We start from the raw sequence: 20,161 nt of genomic DNA on the forward strand, positions 1-20,161 counted from the left end.
GGAGCCCCGTATGGCGTCGTCGGCAAAGGGGAGTGACGGTCTGTCATGAGCGTCTTGGGGTAGCCATGTTCACGGCTCTGTCCCACGGCTGGTCACGCTAGGACGCGGTTGTTACTCCGGTTGCGCTTCGCGGTGAACACCATGTTGCCGGCGCGGTGACCACCATGCACCGCCCGGTCGGAACGAGAAGGGCGAGCGAACTGTGAGCGCCGAGAACGACCACGTCGAGATCCCCATCCGGGTGCTCGTCCACGCGCTGATCCGCTTGGCCGGCGCCGTCGGCGCGAACGAGCCGCGTCGCGAGGGCAGCCGCTCCTGCGCACCCCCTGGAGCGCGCGCTTGGGCGGAACTTCGCATTGTAAACACCCAGGCCCCCTCGATCGGCGTTTTCGGCGGAGCGGGCGGAATGATCCGGAGTTCCGCCCGCGTCGGGCCTCGGCCGCTGCCATGCTTCCGCCGGTAACACCGGGCCCCGCCCCCGCGACGGCCCGGTGGTACCGGCGAGCGGTCGGCGGCTCCGTATGTGGGGACGGCGCTCCGGTTCGTCGTGCCGGATCGTCCGGCCGCGGCTTCCCAGGAGTCTTCGCCTCCGGCCGCCGCCGGGCGGAGCTGAGAGGGGGAGGCTTCGATGTCATCGGCTGCTGTGGTGAGAGGACCGAGATCCCGGTGGCGCCACCGGCTGCCGGCCGTGGCCGTGTCGGCCGTGCTGGCCGCGGGCGGCCTGACGGTTATGACGGTGCCGGCGGCGGCGGAAGGCGTGTGTGCCGCCCCGGTCGTGGCGGACGCCCTCACCACGATCACCTGCACGGCGGCTGGTTCGGGAAGCCTCACCGTGCCTGACGGCGTGTCCAGCGCCGTGGTCACCCTCGACGGCGCCGGAGGCGGGAACGCCGCCGACGGGACACCTGGCGGCAAGGGCGCGCACCTCGTGGCGACCGTCCCCGCTACCCCCGGGCAGACGTTCAACGTCACTGTCGGCCGCCGCGGCGCGAACGCCACTGCGAACCCGCAGTTCGGCGCATCCGGGTTCGGCGGCGCCCTCGTCACGGTGACCACGGCCTCCGGGATCCCCTTGCTGACCGCCGGTTCGGGCGGCGGAGCGGGTGGAGCGGGCATCGGATCCCCGGCCTACCCGGGGGCGGCCGGCGGTGACAGCGGCAGCGCGGGCGCCGACGGCCACGGCCTGGTGCCGGATGCGCAGGGCGGTACGGGCGGAGGCCCGGGCACCGGCACGGCGGGCGGAGCGGCGGGGACGGGAGGGCAGGGCGTGGACAACGAGGGCGCGAACGGCTCGCCCGGCGCCTACCCGAACGGCTCCGGGGGCGCCGCCACACAGGGCGTCTTCAACCCCACCGGCGCCGGCGGCCGCGGCGGAGCGGGCTACGGCGGCGGAGGCCGGGGCGGTGCCGGCGGCCGGTACGGAACCACGGGGGGCGGAGGCGGCGGCGGAGGCGGCGGGTCCAGCCTGGTCTCCGGCACGGTCCCCGGCTCACCGGTCACCCTGACCGACGGGGTCAACGCCGCGGACGGCCGGATCGTGTTCGCCTTCCACCGCGACGCGCCCACGGTCACCGTCATCAGCCCGGACACCGGACTCGCGGCGGGCGGCACGTCGGTGACGGTCACCGGGACGAATCTGTCGGGCGCCGCCATCACCTTCGGCGCGGGCAACCCGGCCACCGGCGTCTCCTGCACCCCGACCTCCTGCACCGCCACCGCACCGGCCGGGAGCGGGACGGTGGACGTACAGGCCACCACGCCCGCCGGCACCAGCGCCGCGTCCCCGGCCGCCCGGTACACCTACCTGCCCGTACCCGTGGTGACCTCGCTCAGCCCCTCCGCAGGCCCGACCGACGGCGGGACCGTCGTCACGGTCACCGGTACCGGCCTGAGCGGGGCCACCTCGCTCACCTTCGGCCCCGGCAACCCGGCCGGCGCCCTCTCCTGCACCGCCACCACCTGCACGGCCACCGCGCCCGCGCACGCCGCAGGTCCCGTCGACGTACAGGTCACGACACCCGGCGGCACCAGCGCCGTGGTCGGCGCGGACCGCTACACCTACCAGCTCCCGCCCGCCGACATCGACGTGGACCTGACAGCACAGCCGGGCCTCAGCCTCCTCGTGCCGTACCTCACCTACACGCTCACCGCCCACAACGCCGGCCCCGGTACGGTCACTTCGGCCACCCTCACCGCGACCCTCCCGCAGGGCTCCGCCGCCACCGCGCTGTCCCCGGGCTGCACCGCCATGGGGGCCACCGTGACCTGCGGCTACGGCGCCATCGCCGCCGGCGCCGCTTCGGCCAAGACGTTCCGGGTACCGCTGGGCCTGCTCTCGCTGGGCCGCGTCTCGGTCACCGCCACCCGCACGGTGTCCGCCCCGACCGACCCCAATCCGCTCAACGACACCGCAACGGCCACCTGCACGGTCGTCTCCGTCCTCCTGGCCACCTGCCCCTGACCCCGGGCACACACCCCCCGGTCCCGCGATCCCACCGGCTCGCGGGACCGGGGAGGCGCCCGTCCTCGGGGTCTGCAGCGGCGTTCGTGTGGGATTCGGGATCAGCCGGGTCTCCCCCCGATGCCGGAGTGGTGGCCGGGGTTCGTGGTACGGCAGTGCCGGACGCGCGTCACCGGGTGAGGAAGCGGGTGGCGCCCACGTAGACACGGCCGGTGGAACCGATGGGCTCCTCCTTGACCGGGTCACCGGTCCGAGGCGAGTTGATCATCATGGGTTCGCCGTTCCGCGTCCCCGAATAGATGCCCACGTGGGTGACCTCGGTGCCGGTGGCGGGGCGGAAGGCGACGATGTCGCCGGGCCGGAGGTCCTCCGTACCGGTGATCCGCACCCCAGCGGCCGATCCGGCCGGTACCTGCCCGGCGCCCGCCTCGAACTGCGGCTGGGCGTCCCGGGGGATCGTGACGCCGAGGGCGGAGTAGACCTGGCCGGTGAGACCGGAGCAGTCGTAGCCGAATCCGGAGGTGCCCGACCACAGGTAGGGCAGACCGAGGAAGGCGCGTGCGGCGGCGACCACGTCCGTGCCGCTCGGTGCGGTCGGTACCCGCGCCAGGTCGTCAGCCCGGAAGAACAGCCGACCACCGCTGGGGGAGTGGGCGGCGACGACCCCGGGCAACGGACCGGCCTCCACCGGGAAAGAGGTGTTGTACGAGTACTCGCCCACCTGCCCGGAGGGGCGGCCGGCGAGCGCGGCCCGGGCGGTGGCGTAGCCCCGGGCCGTGGGGCGGACAACGCGTTCTTCGTGCGTACCGCCGGGCGGGCGCCGGTGATCCGAGGTCAGTTGCCGGTCGGGAATCCAGCCAGGGTAGGCGCCCCGTCCTGCCTCGTCCCTGGGGGTGGGCTGGCCGTGCACCCATACGTGGTCCCAGAGCAGGCCCCCGTGCCACTCCGTACGGTCGACGGTCACCGCGATGCCGTGGAGAGCCTGCGTCTCCCCGGCGACATCACGCCGCTCGTCCAGGGACATGGTGGTCAACCAGCCGCGGATGTCCGCGGGGTTTGCGGTCGCCGGAGCGTCCACGGGCCGGACCTGTTCCGGGCTGACCCAGACCTGAGCGACCGTCACGTCGACGTAGCAGGTCGCGGCGCCGTCGCAGGGACGTGGCGAGGCGGGCACGGAGGGGCGGGCCGGGGTGGTGGGAGCCGCGAGCACTGCAGTGGCCGGAGCGGCGAGGGCGAGGAGCATGGCAGCGGTGGCCGTCAGGACGGTCTTCACGGAATACATGGGTCGATCCTGTCCAGGGCGGCGCGCCTGCGAACCCCGGGCGCGGCCTCGGTACATCCGCTATCCACGGCGTGCCGAAGTGGCGCGGAGCCCCGTACCGCCGGGACGGCGGCGGCGACGCGTACTCGCCGATGCACCTGCGCACCACGGACTGACGCCGCGGAAGCGCCGGCAGCCTGCACCGCCGGGTACGACCGTGCGGAGGCCCGGAGAGACCAGACTCCCGAGCCCCCGCCGGCCGCCGTCCTGGCGCGCCTGCCGCCAGACAGTGCCTGGTCAGACGGTCCGGCCGGTGACGTGGCCGCCGTCCACGCGCAAGGCGTGGCCCGTGACGAATTCAGCGCCCGCCAGGTACAGCACGGCCTCGGCGATCTCCGAGGCCTCGCCGACCCGGTCGAGGAGGGCGAGCCCGCCGAAGGAGTCCACGTCGGAGCCCTCGTGCAGCGGGGTGCGGATGATGCCGGCTGCCACGAGATTGACGCGGATGCCGTCGGCCGCCAGCTCCGCGGCCAGACTCGTGGTCAGCCCGTGCACACCGGCCTTGCTGACCACCGGCGCGCTGGCCGGGAAGCCGGCCAGCCCGTGGTCCACCAGGACGGTGCCGATGTTGACGATGCTGCCCCCCTCGCCCTGTGCGCGCAGCGCCCGCACCACGGCCTGGGTGGTGAGGTAGGTGCCCTTGAGGTTGCCCGTCAGGAAGCCGTCGAGTTCCTTCTCCGTGACCTCGGTGAACGGCTTGGAGGCGAAGGTCCCCGCGTTGTTGACCAGCACGTCGATACGGCCGAAGCGCTCCAGCGCCGTGCGGACGAGCGCCTCGCCCGTCTCCCGGTCGGCGATACTGCCGGCGGCCCACGCGGTCCGCTCCGGGTGGCCGAGGTCCGCGGCGGCCTTGGCGAGGCGGTCGGCGTCCCGGCCGTTCAGGACGACGTTCGCGCCGCCCGCCAGGAAGGCCCGGGCGATGCCCAGGCCGATGCCGCTGGAGGAGCCGGTGATGAGGGCAGTGGTCATGGTGAATGCCTTTCGGGGATGGATCGTCGGACCGGTTCTCCCGGCTGACATCCCGAACCTATGGGCCCTCAACCCATAACACCACGACGGAATTTGGAGCATGTGATAATCCAGCGTTATGGAAATGGACCTGCGTGACCTGGAGCTCCTCGACGCCACCGCCGAAGCCGGTTCGCTGACGGCAGCCGCCGAGCGGCTCTACGTCAGCCAGCCGGCCCTCAGTCAGCGGCTGACCCGGCTGGAAGCCCGCCTCGGCATGCCCCTGTTCGACCGCGAGGGCCGCCGGCTGGTGCCGAACGCCGCCGGCCGCCGGATGCTCGTGGCCGCCCGGCACGTCCTCACTGAACTGGAGTCAGCCACCCGCGACCTGCGGGAACTCCGCGAGGGCCGATACCGGCGGGTCCGCTTCGCCGCGCAGTGCAGCACCACCTTCCCGTGGCTGCCGCCCGTGTTGCGCGCCTTCCGCGAGCGGGAGCCCGGCATCGACGTGCGCATCGAGACCGTCGCCGACGACGCGCCGGTGCCGGCGCTCCTCGCCGACCTGATCGACGTCGCGCTCGTCACCCAACCCGACGTGCAGATGGACCGCGTGTCGCTGACCCGGCTCTTCGACGACGAGATGGTGGCCGTGGTGCCCGCCCGTCACGCCTGGGCCGGCCGCAAGCACCTGACCGCCCGCGACTTCGACGGGGTCGACCTGGTCCTCTACGACTTCTACGACCAGAAACGCATTCCGTCGCTGCCGCTGCCGATCCCCGCCGGGTCGCGGCCCGGCCGGATCACCACGATGCCCGTGGTGACCGATCTGGTGGTCGAGATGGTGGCGGGCGGCCAAGGCGTGACGGTTCTCCCCAACTGGGTGGCCGCCCCGTACGTGGCCTCGCACGGCCTTGCCCTGGTGCAGATCGGTGCGAAGCCTCTGACCCGCACGTGGTTCTGCGCCACTCGGACCGGGGAACTCCCCGCCCACCTGGAGGTGTTCGTCGAGGAACTCGTGGGCCGTCTCGAAGCCCCCCGGGGGGCCCATACCGCACGTGTCCCCGACCGGGAACAGGAGGCCGCCTGCAGAGGCTGACTCTCCTCGGTCCGCAGTGGCGAGCAGGACGATGAAGGGCGGGTCAGGTGGTCGGAAATTCCTGGGCCGGGAGCCGGCCCGCTCGCACTGCGTCGACCAAGGCCTGGTGGTCGCGTTCGTTCTGGTCGGCGTAGGCCTCGGCGAATGCGGCGATCGCGCGGTCGAAGACGTCGCTGCGGCCAAGGTAGGCGGCGATCGCGATGCGGTCTCCCGACCGCGCGTGCGCGCGTGCGAGCGTCATGCCGCACACCTCGCCGAACATCCCCAGCTGTTCGGGCGGCATCGTCTCGGGCATGGCGATCCCCTTCCAGTCACGCAGCTGGCGGACGTAGAAGTCGCGCTGCTCTCCGTCGATCCCGTCCACCCGCGCCCAGCCGAGGAAGATGTCGCTCGCAGCCTGCATCAACCGCTGACCGGAGACCACGCGCTCACCCTGGTTGCGGTACCGGCTCGCGCCGAGGTGGGCAGCGAGCACGGAGGCGTCCGCTTCCTTGGCCTGCAGGAAGAGCGGGTCCCGGCCGTCGCGGCCGAGCAGCAGCAGGATCCAGCACCGGGTCCCGACGCTGCCGACGCCGACCACTTTGCGGGCGACGTCCACCAGCCGGTAGTCCTCCAGGAGCGCCCGCCGGTCACTCGCCAGCGTCAGGCCGTAGTGTTCGACCAGGCGGCGGAGCCGTTGTTCGAACTCGCTGCGCTCGCCGTCCGGCAACAGGTCCGCGATCGGCACCAGCAGCGGGGGGTCCGCCGCTATCCTGGGCTGACCGTCGACCAGTTCCGTGAGCTTTTCGAAGACCCGGAGTGTGTCACGTCTGCGAGCCTTCGCCATGGCACCGGTCAGCTTCTTGCGCCCGCTCTTGTCGAGCCGACGGGCGAGGAGGGCTTCGAGGCGGTCCGCGTCGATCTTCGCGTACCAGACGTCGAGGTTGCCCATGCCGGCGAAGCCGCGCATCGCCTCGCGGTAAGAGCGCACGGCGGAGCTCACGATGCCTGCGCGTTCGGCCTCGTCGAAACCGTTCGCCCGGCCGGCGATGACGAGGCTTGCCGAGAGTCGTTTGACATCCCACTCCCAAGGACCGGGAAGTGTCTCGTCGAAGTCGTTGATGTCGAACATCAGCCGCCGCTCCGGAGAGGCCAGCAGCCGGAAGTTCAGCAGATGCGCGTCCCCGCACAGCTGGGTAGTGATCCCCGACTCCGGGCTGCCGGCCAGGTCGGAGGCCATAATCGCAGCGGCTCCCCGGTAGAACCGGAAGGGGGACTCCGTCATCCGGCCGTAGCGGATGGGGACCAACTCGGGTACGCGGGCCGCGGACTGCGCCTCCAGGATCGCCAGCGGATCCGGCCGGTCGGCAGAGGGCAGGTAGACGGCATGGGCCGACCGTGGAGAACGGTGCCGTGCCTCCTTGCCATGGCCCGCACGTTCCTTGGGCGTGCTGTGGGGAACCGCCCGCATCGCGGTGGTCGCACTCTGTGCCATCGGTGCACTCCTGCCTGTTCTGCTGCCCTCAGGACGGGAACGGCTCGGCTCCCAGCTGGCCCGAGCTGTCCTCGAGCGCCGACCCGGAACCGGCAACGGCGGCGCCCGGTGGCAGGAGCCCGCGACGATGTCGTCGGTCCTCAAGACGCCGTGCCGCGACGGGGATGAGGGAAGGCACGGCCTGCCACCGCCCGGCAGTCGGACCTCCCGTGCGGGCGAGTCGAGTGGGCGGGCGAATACACGTGACGAATACACGTGGCGGATACATGGGACAGCGGGCGCCCGCAGACCACCCGCCTGCCCTGCTCCAACTGTAGGACTCCTCCCGATCCGGCGCGCACCCGCGTCCTCCGGACGGCTCGCCCGGAGGAGCCCGGCGGAGCCTGCCGGCCCCCCCATCTCGGCATCCCGGGTCACCGCCGGCGGCCGACTCAGGCGGAGGTGGTGGCCCCTGAGGTGATCAGGGCGCCCACAGCCGGCAGGCCGCCCTTCGCCAGGGCGCGGCGCTGGCCGTCGGCGGACGTTCCCCGCTGGAGCAGCCGGAGGACGAGTGAGGTCACCTCGCGGTGGTCACCGCTCTCTTCAAGGGCGGGGCCGATGTACCGCAGCAGCGCGCACAGCACGTCGCCGCTCTTGCGCAGCCGGCCCGTCGGGTCTACCAGAGTGCTGTCCAGCCCGTGTCTGGCCGCATGCCACGTCGCGGCCTGCAGGAACTCCGGTCGGCACGGCTCGAGCGCGACTCCGGCCTTCTCCTCGGCGATCGCGGTGGCGGCGAGCCCGCGCACGACACCGGCGAGCATCACCGCGTCGTCCGCCTCCAGCTGCACGTCACAGCAGCGCACCTCGACAGTCGGATAGCGTTCGGAGAGCCGGGCCTGCCAGTACAGCTGCCCCCGGTCCGGGATCACCCCGGGTTCCACCAGCGCATCGGCCCGCGCCTCGTAGTCCGCGAGCCCCGCGAAGTGCGGTGGCGGACCGCTGACCGGCCAGCGGCCGAAGATGATCGTGCGCCAGCTGGCGAATCCGGTGTCCCGCCCGTCCCAGAGAGGACCGTTCGCGGACATCGCAAGCAGCGTGGGAAGCCAGACACGCAGCCGGTTCAGGACGGCCACTCCGGTCTCGCGGTCGGGCACCCCCACGTGGACGTGCATCCCGCAGATCAACTGCTCGTCGACCAGCAACCGCGCCTCTTGCTGCATCTTCAGATACCTCACCGTGCTGGTGATGGGTACGGGTGCGGCGTCCCTGACCGGTGCGGTGGCAGAGAGGGCGATGCGGCAGCCGTTCGCCTGCGCGGCGGAGGCGACCGCATGGCGTAGCCGTAGGAGATGGCCTCCCACCTCCTCCAGAGCCGTGCACACCGGGGTGGCGACTTCGATCTGGGCCTGCAGTAGCTCGTCCTGGACCTCCTGCTCCTCCGCGAGGGGTGCCAGGCGGGCCGTGGCACGCACCTCCTGTACGAGCGGTGTGGGAAGGAGTGTCTCCGGGTCGACCAGCAGGTACTCCTCTTCGACCCCAACAGTGATCATGCTGGGTGGTACCCCGAACCCGCAGTGATCACCCACGTAGAGGGCCATTACGGCACATTAGGGCGCATGCGTCACTCTACGGACGCCGGCCGACCAGAGCCGAGGCCATGCCCGTGGCGCCCGCCGCAGCCCCGTGGCCATGCCCACAGCCCATGCCCACAGCCCGTGGCCATGCCCGCAGTCCGCGGCCACGCGGGACCAGCTCAGGATTCGTCGGCCACGGTGGCACCGGAGGACGGGATCGCCCTTCTGCGGTACACCACCACCACGCACGCCACAAGGAGGAGGACGGCCACGCCGGCCACTCCGAGGGCCGTCCGTTCGGCGAAGAGCCTTCTCAGTACTTCGAGCACGCCGAGCCCCGCAGTCGCGTAGATCAGCGCCCAGGCGGCTGCGCCCAGGAAGAGGGCGGGGAGGTATCGCGGCAGAGGCATGCGCATGCTGCCCGCGAGGAAGTTGGCCGCGGTCTGGAAACCGACGGTCAGGAACGAGACGGCGACCACCGGCGCGCCCCACCGGCGAATTGCGCGCTCGCCGCGACGGAACTTCGCCGAAGAGAGCCGCCCGGCGAACCTGCTGCGCCGGGCGCCGGCGTTGGCGAGCCACCCCACGGCGAACGTTCCTCCCGCGCGCAACAGGACGATGACGTACAGAGCCCCGGCCGTGAGCGCGATCTTATCCACGGTCCCTCGTCCCGGGCGCCGGGCCGAAACCCGTGTTTCCCGTCATGGGCGCCCCGCCCCACCAGGCGCGATGCGCACAAGCCCGGTACCCGTCTCTCACCTGCGCCCCCGCCTCTGCCCGTGCCGTCCCATGGGTTGCCGCCTGTGTCACCGAACCCGGACCCGCACACCGGGTCCGCACGACAGGCAAGGTCAGCCTAACCGAACTTGTGTGGGGGATATAGGGCGCGGCCGGCCCCGGGCGCGGGGCGGTTGAAGACCCAGCGGATCGCCTCACCGCACCTGACCGGTGATGTGCGGACCCGGTCTGAGAACACGGGTACCACGGGTGCCTCACCGTGGGCAGCGCTCGCCACCCGGAGGTACGCCGAACGGGAGCGGACGGGTGCCTCCTTCGGAGCGCTTTGGAGGCGTGGCGGACCGTGCGGAGGTCGTGCAGCTGCTGCATAACCGTGACTCCCGTTCGTACCGGGACGGGCGTTGCGGGCGGCATGCGTGCCGGCGCTGTAGGCGCGGCCCCCGTTCCTGGTCCGGGTTGCCGCTGACACCCGCTCGACGGGTGGCCGGTCACCTCGCGCCGATGACGGGCGCCGGCCGGGGCGTCGGTGGCGAGACCCTCGATCGGCGGCGGCTCAGGGGGCGGTGGCTTCCCAGGCCGCCTCGATCATGCGGAAGACCTCGTCCACCGTGGCCGCGGGATCGTCCGCCCGGCAGGCCAGCGCGTACGCGTCGATGGTGAACCGCGCGGTCGCCCGGCAGGCCGTCGCGCTCCGGGTCAGGTGGGGATCGGCCATCAGTGCCGCTGCCAGCGACTGCGCGTGACGCAGGATCATCGACTCCTCGTATTCCCGCAGCGGGGGTGATTCCTCGATCATGCGTCGGACGGGGGCACTGCCCTCCGCCGTGCAGTGCCTCACCAAGGCCTCGACCTCGCGCTGGAGCGCCGGGATGAGGGGTTCGTGCGGAGGCCGGTCGGTTACCGCTCGCGTGAGGCGCTGCTCGAAGTCCTGGTCGCGCTCGAACACCAGGGCCTCCTTGGAGGCGAAGTGTGCGAAGACGGTGGTGACGGCCACGTCGGCCTCGGCCGCCACGTCACGGATGCCCACGGCGTCGTACCCCCGCTCCAGGAAGAGGTGCAGCGCGGTGTCAGCGATCTTCTGACGGGTCGCGGCCTTCTTGCGTTCGCGGCGTCCGGACGGCTCGATCATGCGCTGGACACTACCAGGTATGAAACCCTAACTGTTGTGAAACCCTAACCGTTACGAGTACCTTCGGCCGCATGAGGAAAATCAGCTACGCCGAGTTCGGCGGTCCCGAGGTCCTGCAACTGCTGGAAGCCGAGGAGCCCCACGCGGGCCCCGGTCGCATACGCATCGCGGTACGGGCGGCGGGCGTCAACCCCGTCGACTGGAGGATCCGGGAGGGCCAGGTTCTGGGAGCCCATCCGGTCGAACTGCCCGCCGGAGTCGGACTGGACGCCGCCGGGGTGGTGGACGAGGTCGGCGAGGGCGTCGAGGGGGTCGAGGTCGGCGACCGCGTTTTCGGTGAAGGTGTCGACACGTACGCCGAGTTCGCCGTGCTGTCGGCCTGGGCCCGGATGCCCGAAGGGCTGGCCTTCGAGGAGGCGGCCGGGTACCCGTCGGTGGTGGAGACCGCGCTGCGCATCATCCGCGAGGTCGGTGTGAGGGCCGGGCAGACGTTGCTGGTCAGCGGCGCGTCCGGCGGCGTCGGGTCGGCGGTGCTGCAGATCGCCCGCGCGCGCGGCATCACTGTGATCGGCACGGCCGGGGCGGCGAACCAGGAGTACCTGCGCAGCCTGGGCGCCCTCGCCACGACCTACGACGAAGGCTGGGTCGAACGGGTTCGTCACCTGGGCCGGGTCGACGCGGCCCTCGACCTGGCCGGCTCGGGCGTGATCCGCGAACTCGTCGAGCTGACCGGGGATCCGCGCAAGGTCGTCTCCATCGCCGACCTCGGTGCGCCTCAGCTGGGCGTCCGGTTCTCCGGCGTGGCCGGGAGCGTGCCGGACGCGCTCGCCGAGGCGGTCGACCTCATCTCCCGGGGCAGGCTCCGCATCCCGGTCGAGAAGTCGTACCCGCTCGCCGAGGCGGCGGCGGCGCACACTGACAGCCGCGCCGGCCACACCCGGGGGCGCCGGGTCCTGGTCGTCTGAGCGCGCCCCGCCCGGCACACCGCGCCGAACGGTCCGTCACATGACGGTGCTGGCCGCCATCATGAACGAGTGGCTGTGACCGGCACCGCCGCAACGGCCCTCAGACGACGTCGAATTCGTTGCCCTCGGGGTCCTGCATGGCGATGGCGTAGAGGCCTGTGTCCGGCTCATCCTTGGTCCGCAGCACGGCGGCACCAGCCTTGACCAGCCGTTCCACCGTAGCCTTGACACGCTGTGCGCGGACCTCCAGTGGGACGTCCCGGCCCCCACCGACCTTCAGGTCGAAGTGCCACCGGTTCTTGGCGACCTTCGGCTCCGGGACCTGCTGGAACCACACCCTCGGTCCGCGTCCCGCAGGATCGATGATCGACTCCGGAACATCCCCGGCACCGGCCGGCAACTCTGTCTCGGGCACCCCCAGCGCCGTCCAGTGAGCACGCCACGTGGCGTGCCCGCCCGGCGGAGGTTCCGGCACGTAACCCAGGGCCTCGGCCCAGAAGGTCACCATTCTCTGCGGGTCGGAGCAGTCGATCGTCAGCTGCACTGTCATCTCCATGCCCGGAGCCTCCCAGACAGGTCTGACAGACGGTCCGCTCCCGCCGCAGGCCTCAACGAGCTCGTCCTCCCGAGCCGGACGAAGCCGTCCTCGTCATGCGTTGTCGAAGCGTTGGCGGGATGCCTCGATGTGGCCGAGGTACCGGTGGGTCCAGTCGCACAGTCCGTCGATCGTCACCCGCAGGGCCTGTCCCGGCTCGGTGAGGGTGTACTCGACCCGTGGCGGTACGACGGGGTGCGCCGTCCGCTGGACCAGGCCGTAGCGCTCCAGCATGCGCAGGTTCTGGGTGAGCATCTTGTGGCTGATCCCCTGGACCTCGTCGCGCAGCTCGCCGAAGCGCAGGGTGTGCTCCCCGAGGGCCTCGATGATCAGGAGAGCCCACTTGTTGGCTACGTCCGAGAAGATCTCCCGCCCCAGAGAGTCCGCACGCCGCACGTCCGCTTCGTCGATCGAGCCGGTGAACTGCTTGGTCACCATGAGGTTCCCCAGTCACTGAAAAGTGCGTTCTTCCATGTCAACGGCCACTCTCCTACGGTTTCCGAGTAACCACAAGAGAGCAGGGCGCACGTGCGGCTCGATGGAATCGAGCTCACGGGTGCCCATGACAACGAAGGCAGGCAGCATGGCCGTCACCCTGGTGAACCCCAAGGGATTGCCGCACATCGACGCCTACCGGCAGGTGTCCATCGCGACCGGGTCGAAGCTGGTCTTCCTCGCCGGACAGGTCGCCTGGGACGTCGACGGCGTCACGGTCGGCGAAGGAGACCTCGCCGCCCAAGTCGAGCAGTGCTACCTCAACATCGCCACCGCCCTGGCCGAAGCCGGCGCCTCGTTCGACGACGTGGCGAAACTGACCGTCTACGTCGTCGACTGGACCCCCGACAAGATGCCCCTGCTGATGGAGGGGATCACCCGGGCCGCCACGAGGCTGGGGGCCGCCCCGGTCCCGCCGGCCACGCTGCTCGGTGTCGCCGCGCTGGATGTCCCCGAGCACCTGGTCGAGGTCGAAGCCACTGCGGTCATCGACTGAACTATGGCCGTTCCAGTGAACTATGGCCGTTCCAGCAGTTCCGGCTGACCAGGGGTGATCGGGCCGCCGGGCCGGTGGTGTCGGTGGCTTGTCGGGGCTGTCGGTGCGATGTCGGCGAGGGCTGACACCTTGTGAGAGGTCCTGCCGGGTACTCATCCGGCTTGGAGTTCGACGAGGGGGATCTCTCATGCATGACGTGTTGATCGTGGGAGCCGGTCCGGTCGGCCTGGCTCTCGCCTGCGAGCTCGGCCTCGCGGGCTGTTCCGTACTGGTGCTCGAACGGGAGCCGGCGCTCGGTTCCACGCTGCGGGCGGCCCCGCTGGGGAGGCGAGGGATGTCCGCCGCGTCGGTCGAAGCCTTCTACCGGCGCGGAATGCTGGAACCGCTGCTCACGGCATCAGGCGTCCAGGAGGTGTTCGGGGGTGCGGCCCCTGACGAGGACGCGCCGTCACGTCCCCGGATGGGCGGCCACTTCGCCGGCATGATGCTCGACGGGACCCAGATCGACCTCGCCGCCCTGCCGTTCCGGCTTCCCAGCCCGGCACTGACAGCCGTGATGACGGACCTCGAAGCGGTCGAGACGGTGCTGTCCGAGCGTGCGTCCACGCTCGGCGTGGACATCAGGCGCGGCGTCACCGTCTCCGCCGTCTCCCAGAACGGGGAGAGCGTGGTCGCACAAGCCGGCGCTGACTCCTTCGAGGCGCGGTGGCTCGTCGGCTGCGACGGCGGACGCAGCACGGTCCGCAGGCTCTCGGGCTTCGAATTCGTCGGCACCGATCCGCAGTTCACCGGCTACACCATGCAAGCCACCCTCGACGATCCCGACAAGCTGCGCCCCGGGTTCCACGTGACGCCGACGGGCATGTACATCCGGATGCCCGCCGACGGGCACGTCGCCATGATGGACTTGGACGGCGGCGCGTTCGATCGCTCGCAGCCGCCGACGCGCGACCATCTCCAGGCGGTGCTGCGCCGCGTGTCCGACACCGACGTGACCATCCGCGAGGTCCACATCGCCTCCAGCTTCACCGACCGGGCGATGCAGACGACCAGCTATCGCCGCGGACGCGTCCTGCTCGCGGGCGACGCGGCCCACATTCACTCCCCCCTGGGCGGCCAGGGGCTGAACACCGGCATCGGCGACGCCGTGAACCTGGGGTGGAAGCTCGCAGCGACCGTGCACGGTTACGCGCCGGACGGGCTTCTCGACACCTACGCCGACGAGCGCCATCCGGTCGGTGCGGCAGTCCTCGACTGGTCGCGCGCCCAGGTGGCGACCATGAGCCCGGACCCGTTCGCGCACGCGATCCGGGCAGTGGTCCGCGATCTCATCGCAACCCCCGATGGCGCGACCTACGTGTTCGAGCGGCTGTCGGGATCGTGGATCCGCTACGACCTCGGCAGCGACCATCCGCTGGTCGGCCGCAGCGCCCCTGACTTCTGTCTGGAGGACGGTACGCGACTCGGCGACCTCATGGAGGACGGACGCGGTGTCGTGCTCGACTTCAGCACCGACCGGCGCCTGCACGCTTCGGCGACGGGCTGGGAGGGCCGGATACGGTACGTGGCCGGGGCGGCGAGGGACGACCTCGGGTCGGGTGCCGTGCTGGTGCGGCCCGACGGCGTGGTCGCCTGGGCTGGAGACCGTCACCCTGACCGGGAGGCCTTCGAGCAGGCCGCAAGCCGATGGTTCGGTGGTCCGGCCGCCGCGACCGGACTCACCGGCGGCGCCCACCTGGGCGCCGCCCCGGTCCAGCCGGCCTCGCTGCTGGACGGCGCGGCCCCGGACACACCCGAGCACCTGGTCGAAACCGATTCCACCGCCGCCATCGGCTGAACGGGGGCGCCGCGCCCCGGCCGGTTGGCCGGCCCCACTCCCGGCCTCAGTGGCTCCTCAGGGTGCGGTCCAGGAGGGGGAGCAGGCGGTCCCAGTGGTGCCGTAGCCCCGGGGCGCTGAAGGCGTCGGTGTCGGACATGGTGAAGCCGTGGACGGTGCCGGGGTAGATCTCGGAGGTGTAGTCGACCCCCGCGTCGTCCAGGGCGTGGTCGAGCTCGGCGAGGGTCTCGGGCGTCATGTCCCCTTCGGCGTGACCGAGGTGGACTTGTGCGCTGATCTTGGCGTAGAGGCCGGGCCCGTCGGCGCTCACGGGGGCGTGGAACGCGGCGACGGCGGCTACCTGGCCGGGGTGGGACGCGGCGGTGCGCAGAGCCAGGAGGCCGCCTATGCAGTAGCCCGTCACGGCGACCGGGCCGGCGGCGACCTCGGGTCGGGTGGTGAGGTACCGGAGGTAGGAGTCGGCGTCGCGCAGGACGCGTTCGGTGGTGTGCGCCTCGATCAAGGGCATCAACCGGGCGAAGACCGCAGGCCGAGCCGCTTCTCCGATGTGCCCGGGCAACTCGATCACCGGCGCCGGGCCGTGCCGGTAGAAGAGGTTGGGGACGAGGACGTAGTACCCGTGCTCGGCCAGCTCGCCAGCCAACTGCCGCAGTACGGGCCGGATGCCGAAGCCGTCCGAGTACAACAGCACCCCGGGGTGTCGCTCGCCACGGTCGGGGAACGCGGCGAAAGCGTCGGCCCGGCCGTCCGCGGTCGGAATCTGCAACGTCGTGATGGGCATGCATGCTCCTGTCGTGGTTGATCTGTCGAATCCGTGATCAGCACGACGGAGGCGGAGCCCGCACGGCAGCGCAAGAGGCTCGATCGAGAAGCGGGCCCGAACTTGCGCGCGCGGTGCTCAGAGGAGCACCGGGTCACCAATCCGTGTGTGGCGCAATGCCGTCCCGGTAGTCATTCCCCCAACGTAGACCATGGACCGAGGGCGACGCCAGCATCAGAGCGCGGAACGGGTTCACGTGAAACGGGCCGCGGTTTCCCGTCGCCCGGGGGCTCGTCCGGCGGGTCATGGGCCGGTCCAGGGCCGGACCGTGGCGTGGGCCGGCCGGTGCCGTAATCGTGTTGACCGCCCCCGGCAGACAGTGCTGGAGTCGGCACGTGGACAGCATCCCCGCCAACCGGCGGTTCTGGAACCAGATCAGCGGCGCCTACCAGCACGAGCACGATCCGCACATCGGCGCCGCACCCCGACTGTGGGGCATGTACTCCATCCCCGACACGCACCTGCACGCCCTGGGTGACGTCACCGGCAAGCGCGTCCTCGAACTCGGCTGCGGCGCCGGCCAGTGGTCCAGGGCGCTCGCCGCCGAGGGCGCCACCGTGGTCGGGCTCGACCTGTCCGAAGCCCAACTCGGCGCCGCGGCCCGTGCGATGGGAGCGACCCGCTACGCGCTGGTGCAAGGCGCCGCCGAACAACTGCCCTTCGCCGCCGACAGCTTCGACCTGGTGTTCTGCGATTTCGGAGGGCTCAGCTGGGCGCCCCCGCACCTCGCCGTCCCGCAGGCCGCACGCGTCTTGAGCCGAGGCGGGCGCCTGGTGTTCAACGTTGCCAGCCCATGGTTCGAAGCCTGCTACGACGAAGCCGCCAGCCGCGTGACCACGACGCTGCAGCAGGACTACTTCGGGCTGAACACCATCGCCGAGGGCGACGGCGCGACCAGTTATCAGCTCACCTATGGCGACTGGGTGAAGGTCCTGCGCGGCGCGGGTCTCATCATCGACGACCTCATCGAGCCGCGGCCCGAACTCGGAACACCCAACGGCTACAACGAAACCGACCCACCCGACTGGGCACACCGCTGGCCGGCGGAACTGCTCTGGGTAACCCACAAGCCGGGGAGTCCGGTGCGGCGACGTTAAGGCCGCGCGATGACTCGGGGCGCCCCAAGGAGGCTGCATGGCGGGAGAGAGGGACCTGCAGAAGCTGCTTGCGTCGATGAGTCCCCGGCTCGACGAGGCGGAGTACGTGTTCACCCTCGCCCCGGGCGGCGAAGTGCCGGCGGATGTCCGTCCGTTCGTCACGGTTCGGGAGGACGAGGGGCTCACGCTGGTGCTCCTGCGGGAGGAGGCCGACCAGGCCGGCCTCGCGTACGACTACGTGGCCGCTCGGATCACCCTGCGGGTGCACTCCGCCCTGGACGCGGTCGGTCTGACCGCGGCGGTTGCCACCGCCCTGGCGGAGGTGGGCCTCAGCTGCAACGTGGTGGCCGGGCTGCACCACGACCACCTGTTCGTCGCGTATGCCGGGGGAGGGCGTGCGTCGGCAGTCCTGGCCGGCTTGGCGGCGGGTGGCTCGTAGCGCGATGGCGCGCGTCCTGCCGTCAGCCGCCTGCCTCGGCCTCGCAGTCGCGGGGCCCGCTCCGGCGACCTGCCGGTTGCGTGGTCGTGCGTACGGGGGCCAGGGGTGCCGGCGGAGGGCTGGAATCGGGCATCCTCCGAAGAGCTGCGACATTGGACTGGAGCTGGAACGCCACCGCCACCGCCTCGGGCCGCGGCAGCTACCCCGCCGACAGCCCGCCGGCCGGCAACTACCTCAGGGACTTCGCCAGCCCCAGGCGCTGTTCGCAGAGACGATCGCGTGCGACCGGGCCGCGCTGGCCCGCGACCCGGGCGCCGACGCCGGGAAGTTCTTCGTCATGGCCGCAATCGTCCAGCCGGACACCCTCCTCGGCCTGGCCGGCCTGCAACAGAGCTTCACCGCTCTACCCGACTCGACGACCTGCGCCTCGGGCTCCTTCTACGACCCCCGCATGGACGCCTTCCCCTGGCAGGGGCAGTGCTGGTCCTACCCGCCGGACCACCTGCGCAACGTCACTCCCGTCACCAGCGCGAACGCCCGCTGGCGCATGACCCCCGTCCGCCAGGCCCCAGCGGCCTTCCGGGGTCCTTCCGGTATCACCCGCACTTTCCTCCTGGAACGTGCGGCCTCCTCCAACGCGCTCCTGCACCAGCAGCTCCTCGGCCCCTGGACGGCCCCGGAGCTGCGAAAGAACCTGGACATCGTCGCTGTCGACGACGTCACCGGGGAACCGGACGGCCTGCAGCCCGGCGACCTGGCCCGCGCGATCATCGCCTACAACACGCCCTGACCCCTGCCCCAGCCGGAACGTTTCCCGGAGCGCGGCAGCGCCGGAGCGTGTCCCGATACAGGCGCGCGCAGCCGGCAGTGCACGCCCCTTCGGCGCTTCGGTGCGCCGAGACGACGGCTTGGCTGCGGGAGTCGACGCCGTTAGCGTCCCGATAGGCGGGGCACGGCATGCCCCCGGGGGCCACGCACCTCGGGGGACACGGCGCGAGGGGGGCTCGTGTATCTCCAAGCACGACGGAACAGGACGTTCGAAGGCCGGCGCATGTGGCCCTTGATCTTGGTGGCGGCTCTCGTGGCCACCTTACTGGCCGGCTTGGCGGACCAGGTGTCAGCAGCCCCGATCGGCACGGTCGGCGATCCCGGTTTCGAAGAGCAGAACAGTCGCGTCATCTCTGCTCCTTGGTCGGGCGAGGGCCCGGACTACAAGGGCATCGACATTGACCTCGGGTACCAGAAGACCGGGCGGAAGAACGCGTTCATCCGCACCTCAAGCCGTAACTGGAACGCCGTAACACAGAAGGTCACAGTCAAACCGCAGACGGTGTACTACCTCGAAGGCTGGGTGCGTACGTCCGGAAACTACACGACCGGCTACTTCGGAGCCCGCGGAACGAACGGTCGCACGATCGTCCAGAAGAACTACGGGAAGGTCATCAGCAACGGCGCCTACCAGCTCCTCCACATGGCCTTCAACTCCGGTACCAACACCTCCGTCACGCTCTACGTGGGCTACAACGCCCCTGGCGCCGACTCCTGGGTCCAGGTCGACGACCTCCACCTGATCGACAACCCCTACGGCGACGGCAACTGGGCCGGGTACGCGGTACCCAGCAGCCCGGTCAACGCCGCCCCGCGCGCAGTGACCGCAGTGTGGACCGAACCCGCCGTCACTTGCCGTCAGGAGAACCCCGACAACCAGCTCAGCGTCTGGGTCGGTCTCGACGGGCTCGCCGCGAGCGCCACGGAAAGCCTGGTCCAGGTCGGTGTCCACGCCACGTGCCGGGGCGACCTCTTCCCTCAGCACCAAGCGTTCTGGGAGGTCATCAACGCGGGCGGCGACACGCGCGAGCAGCCCGTTCCCCTGGTCGTAGAGGCCGGAGACCGCATGTCGGCTTCAGTGGTCCGAAGCACCGCCGACCCCGCCAAGTACATCCTCACCATCGAAAACCTCTCCCGCCCCGGACAACGCCAGACCCTGACCGAGACGGCTCCTGCGGCGCGCTCGGAGAGCGCCGAGGTCATCGTGGAGCGTCCTCACGTCTTCACTTTGGGTTCGACCTGGCCCAAGGCCGTCAATGTTCCGTTCTCCTACGTCACTGTCGACGGCGCGCCGCTCTCCGCCTACGACACCCTTTCCATCCAAGGACGGCAAGCCGACACGGGGACCGTGTACAGCCCCTCACCGGCCACCACGGACAGCGGCGGCTACAGCAACTTCACCGTTTCCTCGCACCAGGGATGAGGGGCTGCGTCCGGACGTCGCCGGCTGTGCTCCATCACAGCCCGGCGGCCAGCCAGATGGTCACGGCCGCAGTGATGGTGAGCCCGGCGTTGAGTGCGATCCGGCGGTCTTCGCCGGTCAGGTGGACGGTGATCGCACCTGCCTGGAGGAGTACGAAGCCGGTGGCCGCGGCCGGCGCCAGCGGGAGCGCGATGCCCGTCAGCGGCGGCAGGATCAGGCCGGTCGCGCCGAGTATTTCGACCGTCCCCAGCGCCCGGAGGGCGGGCAACGGGATGCGGTCGACCCACGACATCATCGGCCGGAGCTGATCGCGGCTGCGGATCACCTTCAGCGTGCCCGCGTAGACGTAGAAGAGGGCGAGCAGTCCCGCGACGATCCAGTAGGCGATGTTCATAGTTCCCGTTCTTCATGAGTCATCGGTTCACGGCACCGACCTCGGCTGCTTT

Annotated in this window: 19 protein-coding genes; 9 read left to right on the forward strand and 10 right to left on the reverse strand. The window is 71.1% G+C overall.

Annotation, left to right across the window (positions count from 1 at the left end; all coding sequences use genetic code 11):
- Positions 1-646: 646 nt before the first annotated feature.
- Positions 647-2,461 (forward strand): IPT/TIG domain-containing protein, encoded by a 1,815-nt coding sequence (locus tag ACIPK4_RS21350; RefSeq protein WP_402314831.1) that lies wholly within the window; start codon positions 647-649, stop codon positions 2,459-2,461.
- 169 nt (positions 2,462-2,630) lie between these two features.
- Here ACIPK4_RS21350 and ACIPK4_RS21355 read toward each other — a convergent pair whose 3' ends face one another.
- Both ACIPK4_RS21355 and ACIPK4_RS21360 read right to left on the reverse strand, forming a co-directional pair.
- Positions 2,631-3,743 (reverse strand): C40 family peptidase, encoded by a 1,113-nt coding sequence (locus tag ACIPK4_RS21355; protein WP_402314833.1) that lies wholly within the window; start codon positions 3,741-3,743, stop codon positions 2,631-2,633.
- Positions 3,744-4,019: 276 nt separating this feature from the next.
- Positions 4,020-4,751, reverse strand: coding sequence for an SDR family NAD(P)-dependent oxidoreductase (locus ACIPK4_RS21360; RefSeq protein WP_402314835.1), 732 nt, complete (start codon positions 4,749-4,751; stop codon positions 4,020-4,022).
- Positions 4,752-4,875: 124 nt separating this feature from the next.
- On the opposite strand from ACIPK4_RS21360, the gene ACIPK4_RS21365 reads away from it, so the two are divergent.
- Positions 4,876-5,826 (forward strand): LysR family transcriptional regulator, encoded by a 951-nt coding sequence (locus ACIPK4_RS21365; protein WP_402314837.1) that lies wholly within the window; start codon positions 4,876-4,878, stop codon positions 5,824-5,826.
- Between the two features lie 43 nt (positions 5,827-5,869).
- On the opposite strand, the gene ACIPK4_RS21370 is transcribed toward ACIPK4_RS21365, so the two are convergent.
- The 4 genes from ACIPK4_RS21370 to ACIPK4_RS21385 all read right to left on the reverse strand — a co-directional run bounded on the left by ACIPK4_RS21370 (position 5,870) and on the right by ACIPK4_RS21385 (position 10,720).
- Positions 5,870-7,300, reverse strand: a complete 1,431-nt coding sequence (locus ACIPK4_RS21370; protein WP_402314839.1) for a DUF2252 domain-containing protein — start codon at positions 7,298-7,300, stop codon at positions 5,870-5,872.
- 431 nt (positions 7,301-7,731) lie between these two features.
- Positions 7,732-8,829: a glutamate--cysteine ligase gene (locus ACIPK4_RS21375; protein ID WP_402314841.1), complete on the reverse strand. Its 1,098-nt coding sequence runs from the start codon at positions 8,827-8,829 to the stop codon at positions 7,732-7,734.
- Positions 8,830-9,032: 203 nt separating this feature from the next.
- The gene (locus tag ACIPK4_RS21380) at positions 9,033-9,512 is read right to left on the reverse strand and encodes a DedA family protein (RefSeq protein WP_402314843.1); all 480 of its coding nucleotides are present in this window, start codon (positions 9,510-9,512) and stop codon (positions 9,033-9,035) included.
- Between the two features lie 632 nt (positions 9,513-10,144).
- Positions 10,145-10,720: a TetR/AcrR family transcriptional regulator gene (locus ACIPK4_RS21385; protein WP_402314845.1), complete on the reverse strand. Its 576-nt coding sequence runs from the start codon at positions 10,718-10,720 to the stop codon at positions 10,145-10,147.
- A gap of 71 nt (positions 10,721-10,791) precedes the next feature.
- Here ACIPK4_RS21385 and ACIPK4_RS21390 point away from each other — a divergent pair, with 71 nt between their 5' ends.
- The gene (locus ACIPK4_RS21390) at positions 10,792-11,685 is read left to right on the forward strand and encodes an NADP-dependent oxidoreductase (RefSeq protein ID WP_402314847.1); all 894 of its coding nucleotides are present in this window, start codon (positions 10,792-10,794) and stop codon (positions 11,683-11,685) included.
- Between the two features lie 100 nt (positions 11,686-11,785).
- On the opposite strand, the gene ACIPK4_RS21395 is transcribed toward ACIPK4_RS21390, so the two are convergent.
- Positions 11,786-12,241, reverse strand: a complete 456-nt coding sequence (locus ACIPK4_RS21395; RefSeq protein WP_402314849.1) for a VOC family protein — start codon at positions 12,239-12,241, stop codon at positions 11,786-11,788.
- Between the two features lie 93 nt (positions 12,242-12,334).
- A complete protein-coding gene (locus ACIPK4_RS21400) occupies positions 12,335-12,718 on the reverse strand; it encodes a winged helix-turn-helix transcriptional regulator (protein ID WP_402314851.1) in 384 nt (127 codons plus the stop codon).
- A gap of 145 nt (positions 12,719-12,863) precedes the next feature.
- Here ACIPK4_RS21400 and ACIPK4_RS21405 point away from each other — a divergent pair, with 145 nt between their 5' ends.
- The gene (locus tag ACIPK4_RS21405; protein WP_402315198.1) at positions 12,864-13,271 is read left to right on the forward strand and encodes a RidA family protein; all 408 of its coding nucleotides are present in this window, start codon (positions 12,864-12,866) and stop codon (positions 13,269-13,271) included.
- Positions 13,272-13,458: 187 nt separating this feature from the next.
- Positions 13,459-15,108, forward strand: a complete 1,650-nt coding sequence (locus ACIPK4_RS21410; RefSeq protein ID WP_402314853.1) for an FAD-dependent oxidoreductase — start codon at positions 13,459-13,461, stop codon at positions 15,106-15,108.
- A 46-nt stretch (positions 15,109-15,154) separates the two neighbouring features.
- On the opposite strand, the gene ACIPK4_RS21415 is transcribed toward ACIPK4_RS21410, so the two are convergent.
- Complete coding sequence (locus ACIPK4_RS21415) at positions 15,155-15,889, reverse strand: dienelactone hydrolase family protein (protein WP_402314855.1); 735 nt, start codon at positions 15,887-15,889, stop codon at positions 15,155-15,157.
- 374 nt (positions 15,890-16,263) lie between these two features.
- Between ACIPK4_RS21415 and ACIPK4_RS21420 the strand changes: the two genes are divergently transcribed.
- From ACIPK4_RS21420 to ACIPK4_RS21435, 4 genes are all read left to right on the forward strand, one after another.
- Positions 16,264-17,025: a class I SAM-dependent methyltransferase gene (locus ACIPK4_RS21420; RefSeq protein WP_402314858.1), complete on the forward strand. Its 762-nt coding sequence runs from the start codon at positions 16,264-16,266 to the stop codon at positions 17,023-17,025.
- Between the two features lie 37 nt (positions 17,026-17,062).
- Positions 17,063-17,464 (forward strand): ACT domain-containing protein, encoded by a 402-nt coding sequence (locus ACIPK4_RS21425; protein WP_402314860.1) that lies wholly within the window; start codon positions 17,063-17,065, stop codon positions 17,462-17,464.
- Positions 17,465-17,801: 337 nt separating this feature from the next.
- Entirely contained in the window at positions 17,802-18,254 is a 453-nt protein-coding gene (locus ACIPK4_RS21430; RefSeq protein ID WP_402314863.1) for a hypothetical protein, read from the forward strand.
- Between the two features lie 291 nt (positions 18,255-18,545).
- Positions 18,546-19,715 carry a hypothetical protein gene (locus tag ACIPK4_RS21435; protein WP_402314865.1) on the forward strand — a complete coding sequence of 390 codons (1,170 nt, stop codon included), beginning with the start codon at positions 18,546-18,548 and terminating at the stop codon, positions 19,713-19,715.
- A gap of 34 nt (positions 19,716-19,749) precedes the next feature.
- On the opposite strand, the gene ACIPK4_RS21440 is transcribed toward ACIPK4_RS21435, so the two are convergent.
- The gene (locus ACIPK4_RS21440) at positions 19,750-20,109 is read right to left on the reverse strand and encodes a DoxX family protein (protein ID WP_402314867.1); all 360 of its coding nucleotides are present in this window, start codon (positions 20,107-20,109) and stop codon (positions 19,750-19,752) included.
- Between the last annotated feature and the right edge of the window lie 52 nt (positions 20,110-20,161).

It is taken from the genome of Streptomyces sp. NPDC086989, from assembly GCF_044745505.1.
GTDB lineage: Bacteria > Actinomycetota > Actinomycetes > Streptomycetales > Streptomycetaceae > Streptomyces.

What these genes read in the sequence shown, in the direction of transcription:
- ACIPK4_RS21355 (WP_402314833.1), bottom strand. Translation starts at nt 3,743, where the DNA reads ATGTATTCCGTGAAGACCGTCCTGACGGCCACCGCTGCCATGCTCCTC.
- ACIPK4_RS21360 (WP_402314835.1), bottom strand. Translation starts at nt 4,751, where the DNA reads ATGACCACTGCCCTCATCACCGGCTCCTCCAGCGGCATCGGCCTGGGC.
- ACIPK4_RS21365 (WP_402314837.1), top strand. Translation starts at nt 4,876, where the DNA reads ATGGACCTGCGTGACCTGGAGCTCCTCGACGCCACCGCCGAAGCCGGT.
- ACIPK4_RS21370 (WP_402314839.1), bottom strand. Translation starts at nt 7,300, where the DNA reads ATGGCACAGAGTGCGACCACCGCGATGCGGGCGGTTCCCCACAGCACG.
- ACIPK4_RS21375 (WP_402314841.1), bottom strand. Translation starts at nt 8,829, where the DNA reads ATGATCACTGTTGGGGTCGAAGAGGAGTACCTGCTGGTCGACCCGGAG.
- ACIPK4_RS21385 (WP_402314845.1), bottom strand. Translation starts at nt 10,720, where the DNA reads ATGATCGAGCCGTCCGGACGCCGCGAACGCAAGAAGGCCGCGACCCGT.
- ACIPK4_RS21390 (WP_402314847.1), top strand. Translation starts at nt 10,792, where the DNA reads ATGAGGAAAATCAGCTACGCCGAGTTCGGCGGTCCCGAGGTCCTGCAA.
- ACIPK4_RS21395 (WP_402314849.1), bottom strand. Translation starts at nt 12,241, where the DNA reads ATGGAGATGACAGTGCAGCTGACGATCGACTGCTCCGACCCGCAGAGA.
- ACIPK4_RS21400 (WP_402314851.1), bottom strand. Translation starts at nt 12,718, where the DNA reads ATGGTGACCAAGCAGTTCACCGGCTCGATCGACGAAGCGGACGTGCGG.
- ACIPK4_RS21405 (WP_402315198.1), top strand. Translation starts at nt 12,864, where the DNA reads ATGGCCGTCACCCTGGTGAACCCCAAGGGATTGCCGCACATCGACGCC.
- ACIPK4_RS21410 (WP_402314853.1), top strand. Translation starts at nt 13,459, where the DNA reads ATGCATGACGTGTTGATCGTGGGAGCCGGTCCGGTCGGCCTGGCTCTC.
- ACIPK4_RS21415 (WP_402314855.1), bottom strand. Translation starts at nt 15,889, where the DNA reads ATGCCCATCACGACGTTGCAGATTCCGACCGCGGACGGCCGGGCCGAC.
- ACIPK4_RS21425 (WP_402314860.1), top strand. Translation starts at nt 17,063, where the DNA reads ATGGCGGGAGAGAGGGACCTGCAGAAGCTGCTTGCGTCGATGAGTCCC.
- ACIPK4_RS21430 (WP_402314863.1), top strand. Translation starts at nt 17,802, where the DNA reads ATGGCCGCAATCGTCCAGCCGGACACCCTCCTCGGCCTGGCCGGCCTG.
- ACIPK4_RS21440 (WP_402314867.1), bottom strand. Translation starts at nt 20,109, where the DNA reads ATGAACATCGCCTACTGGATCGTCGCGGGACTGCTCGCCCTCTTCTAC.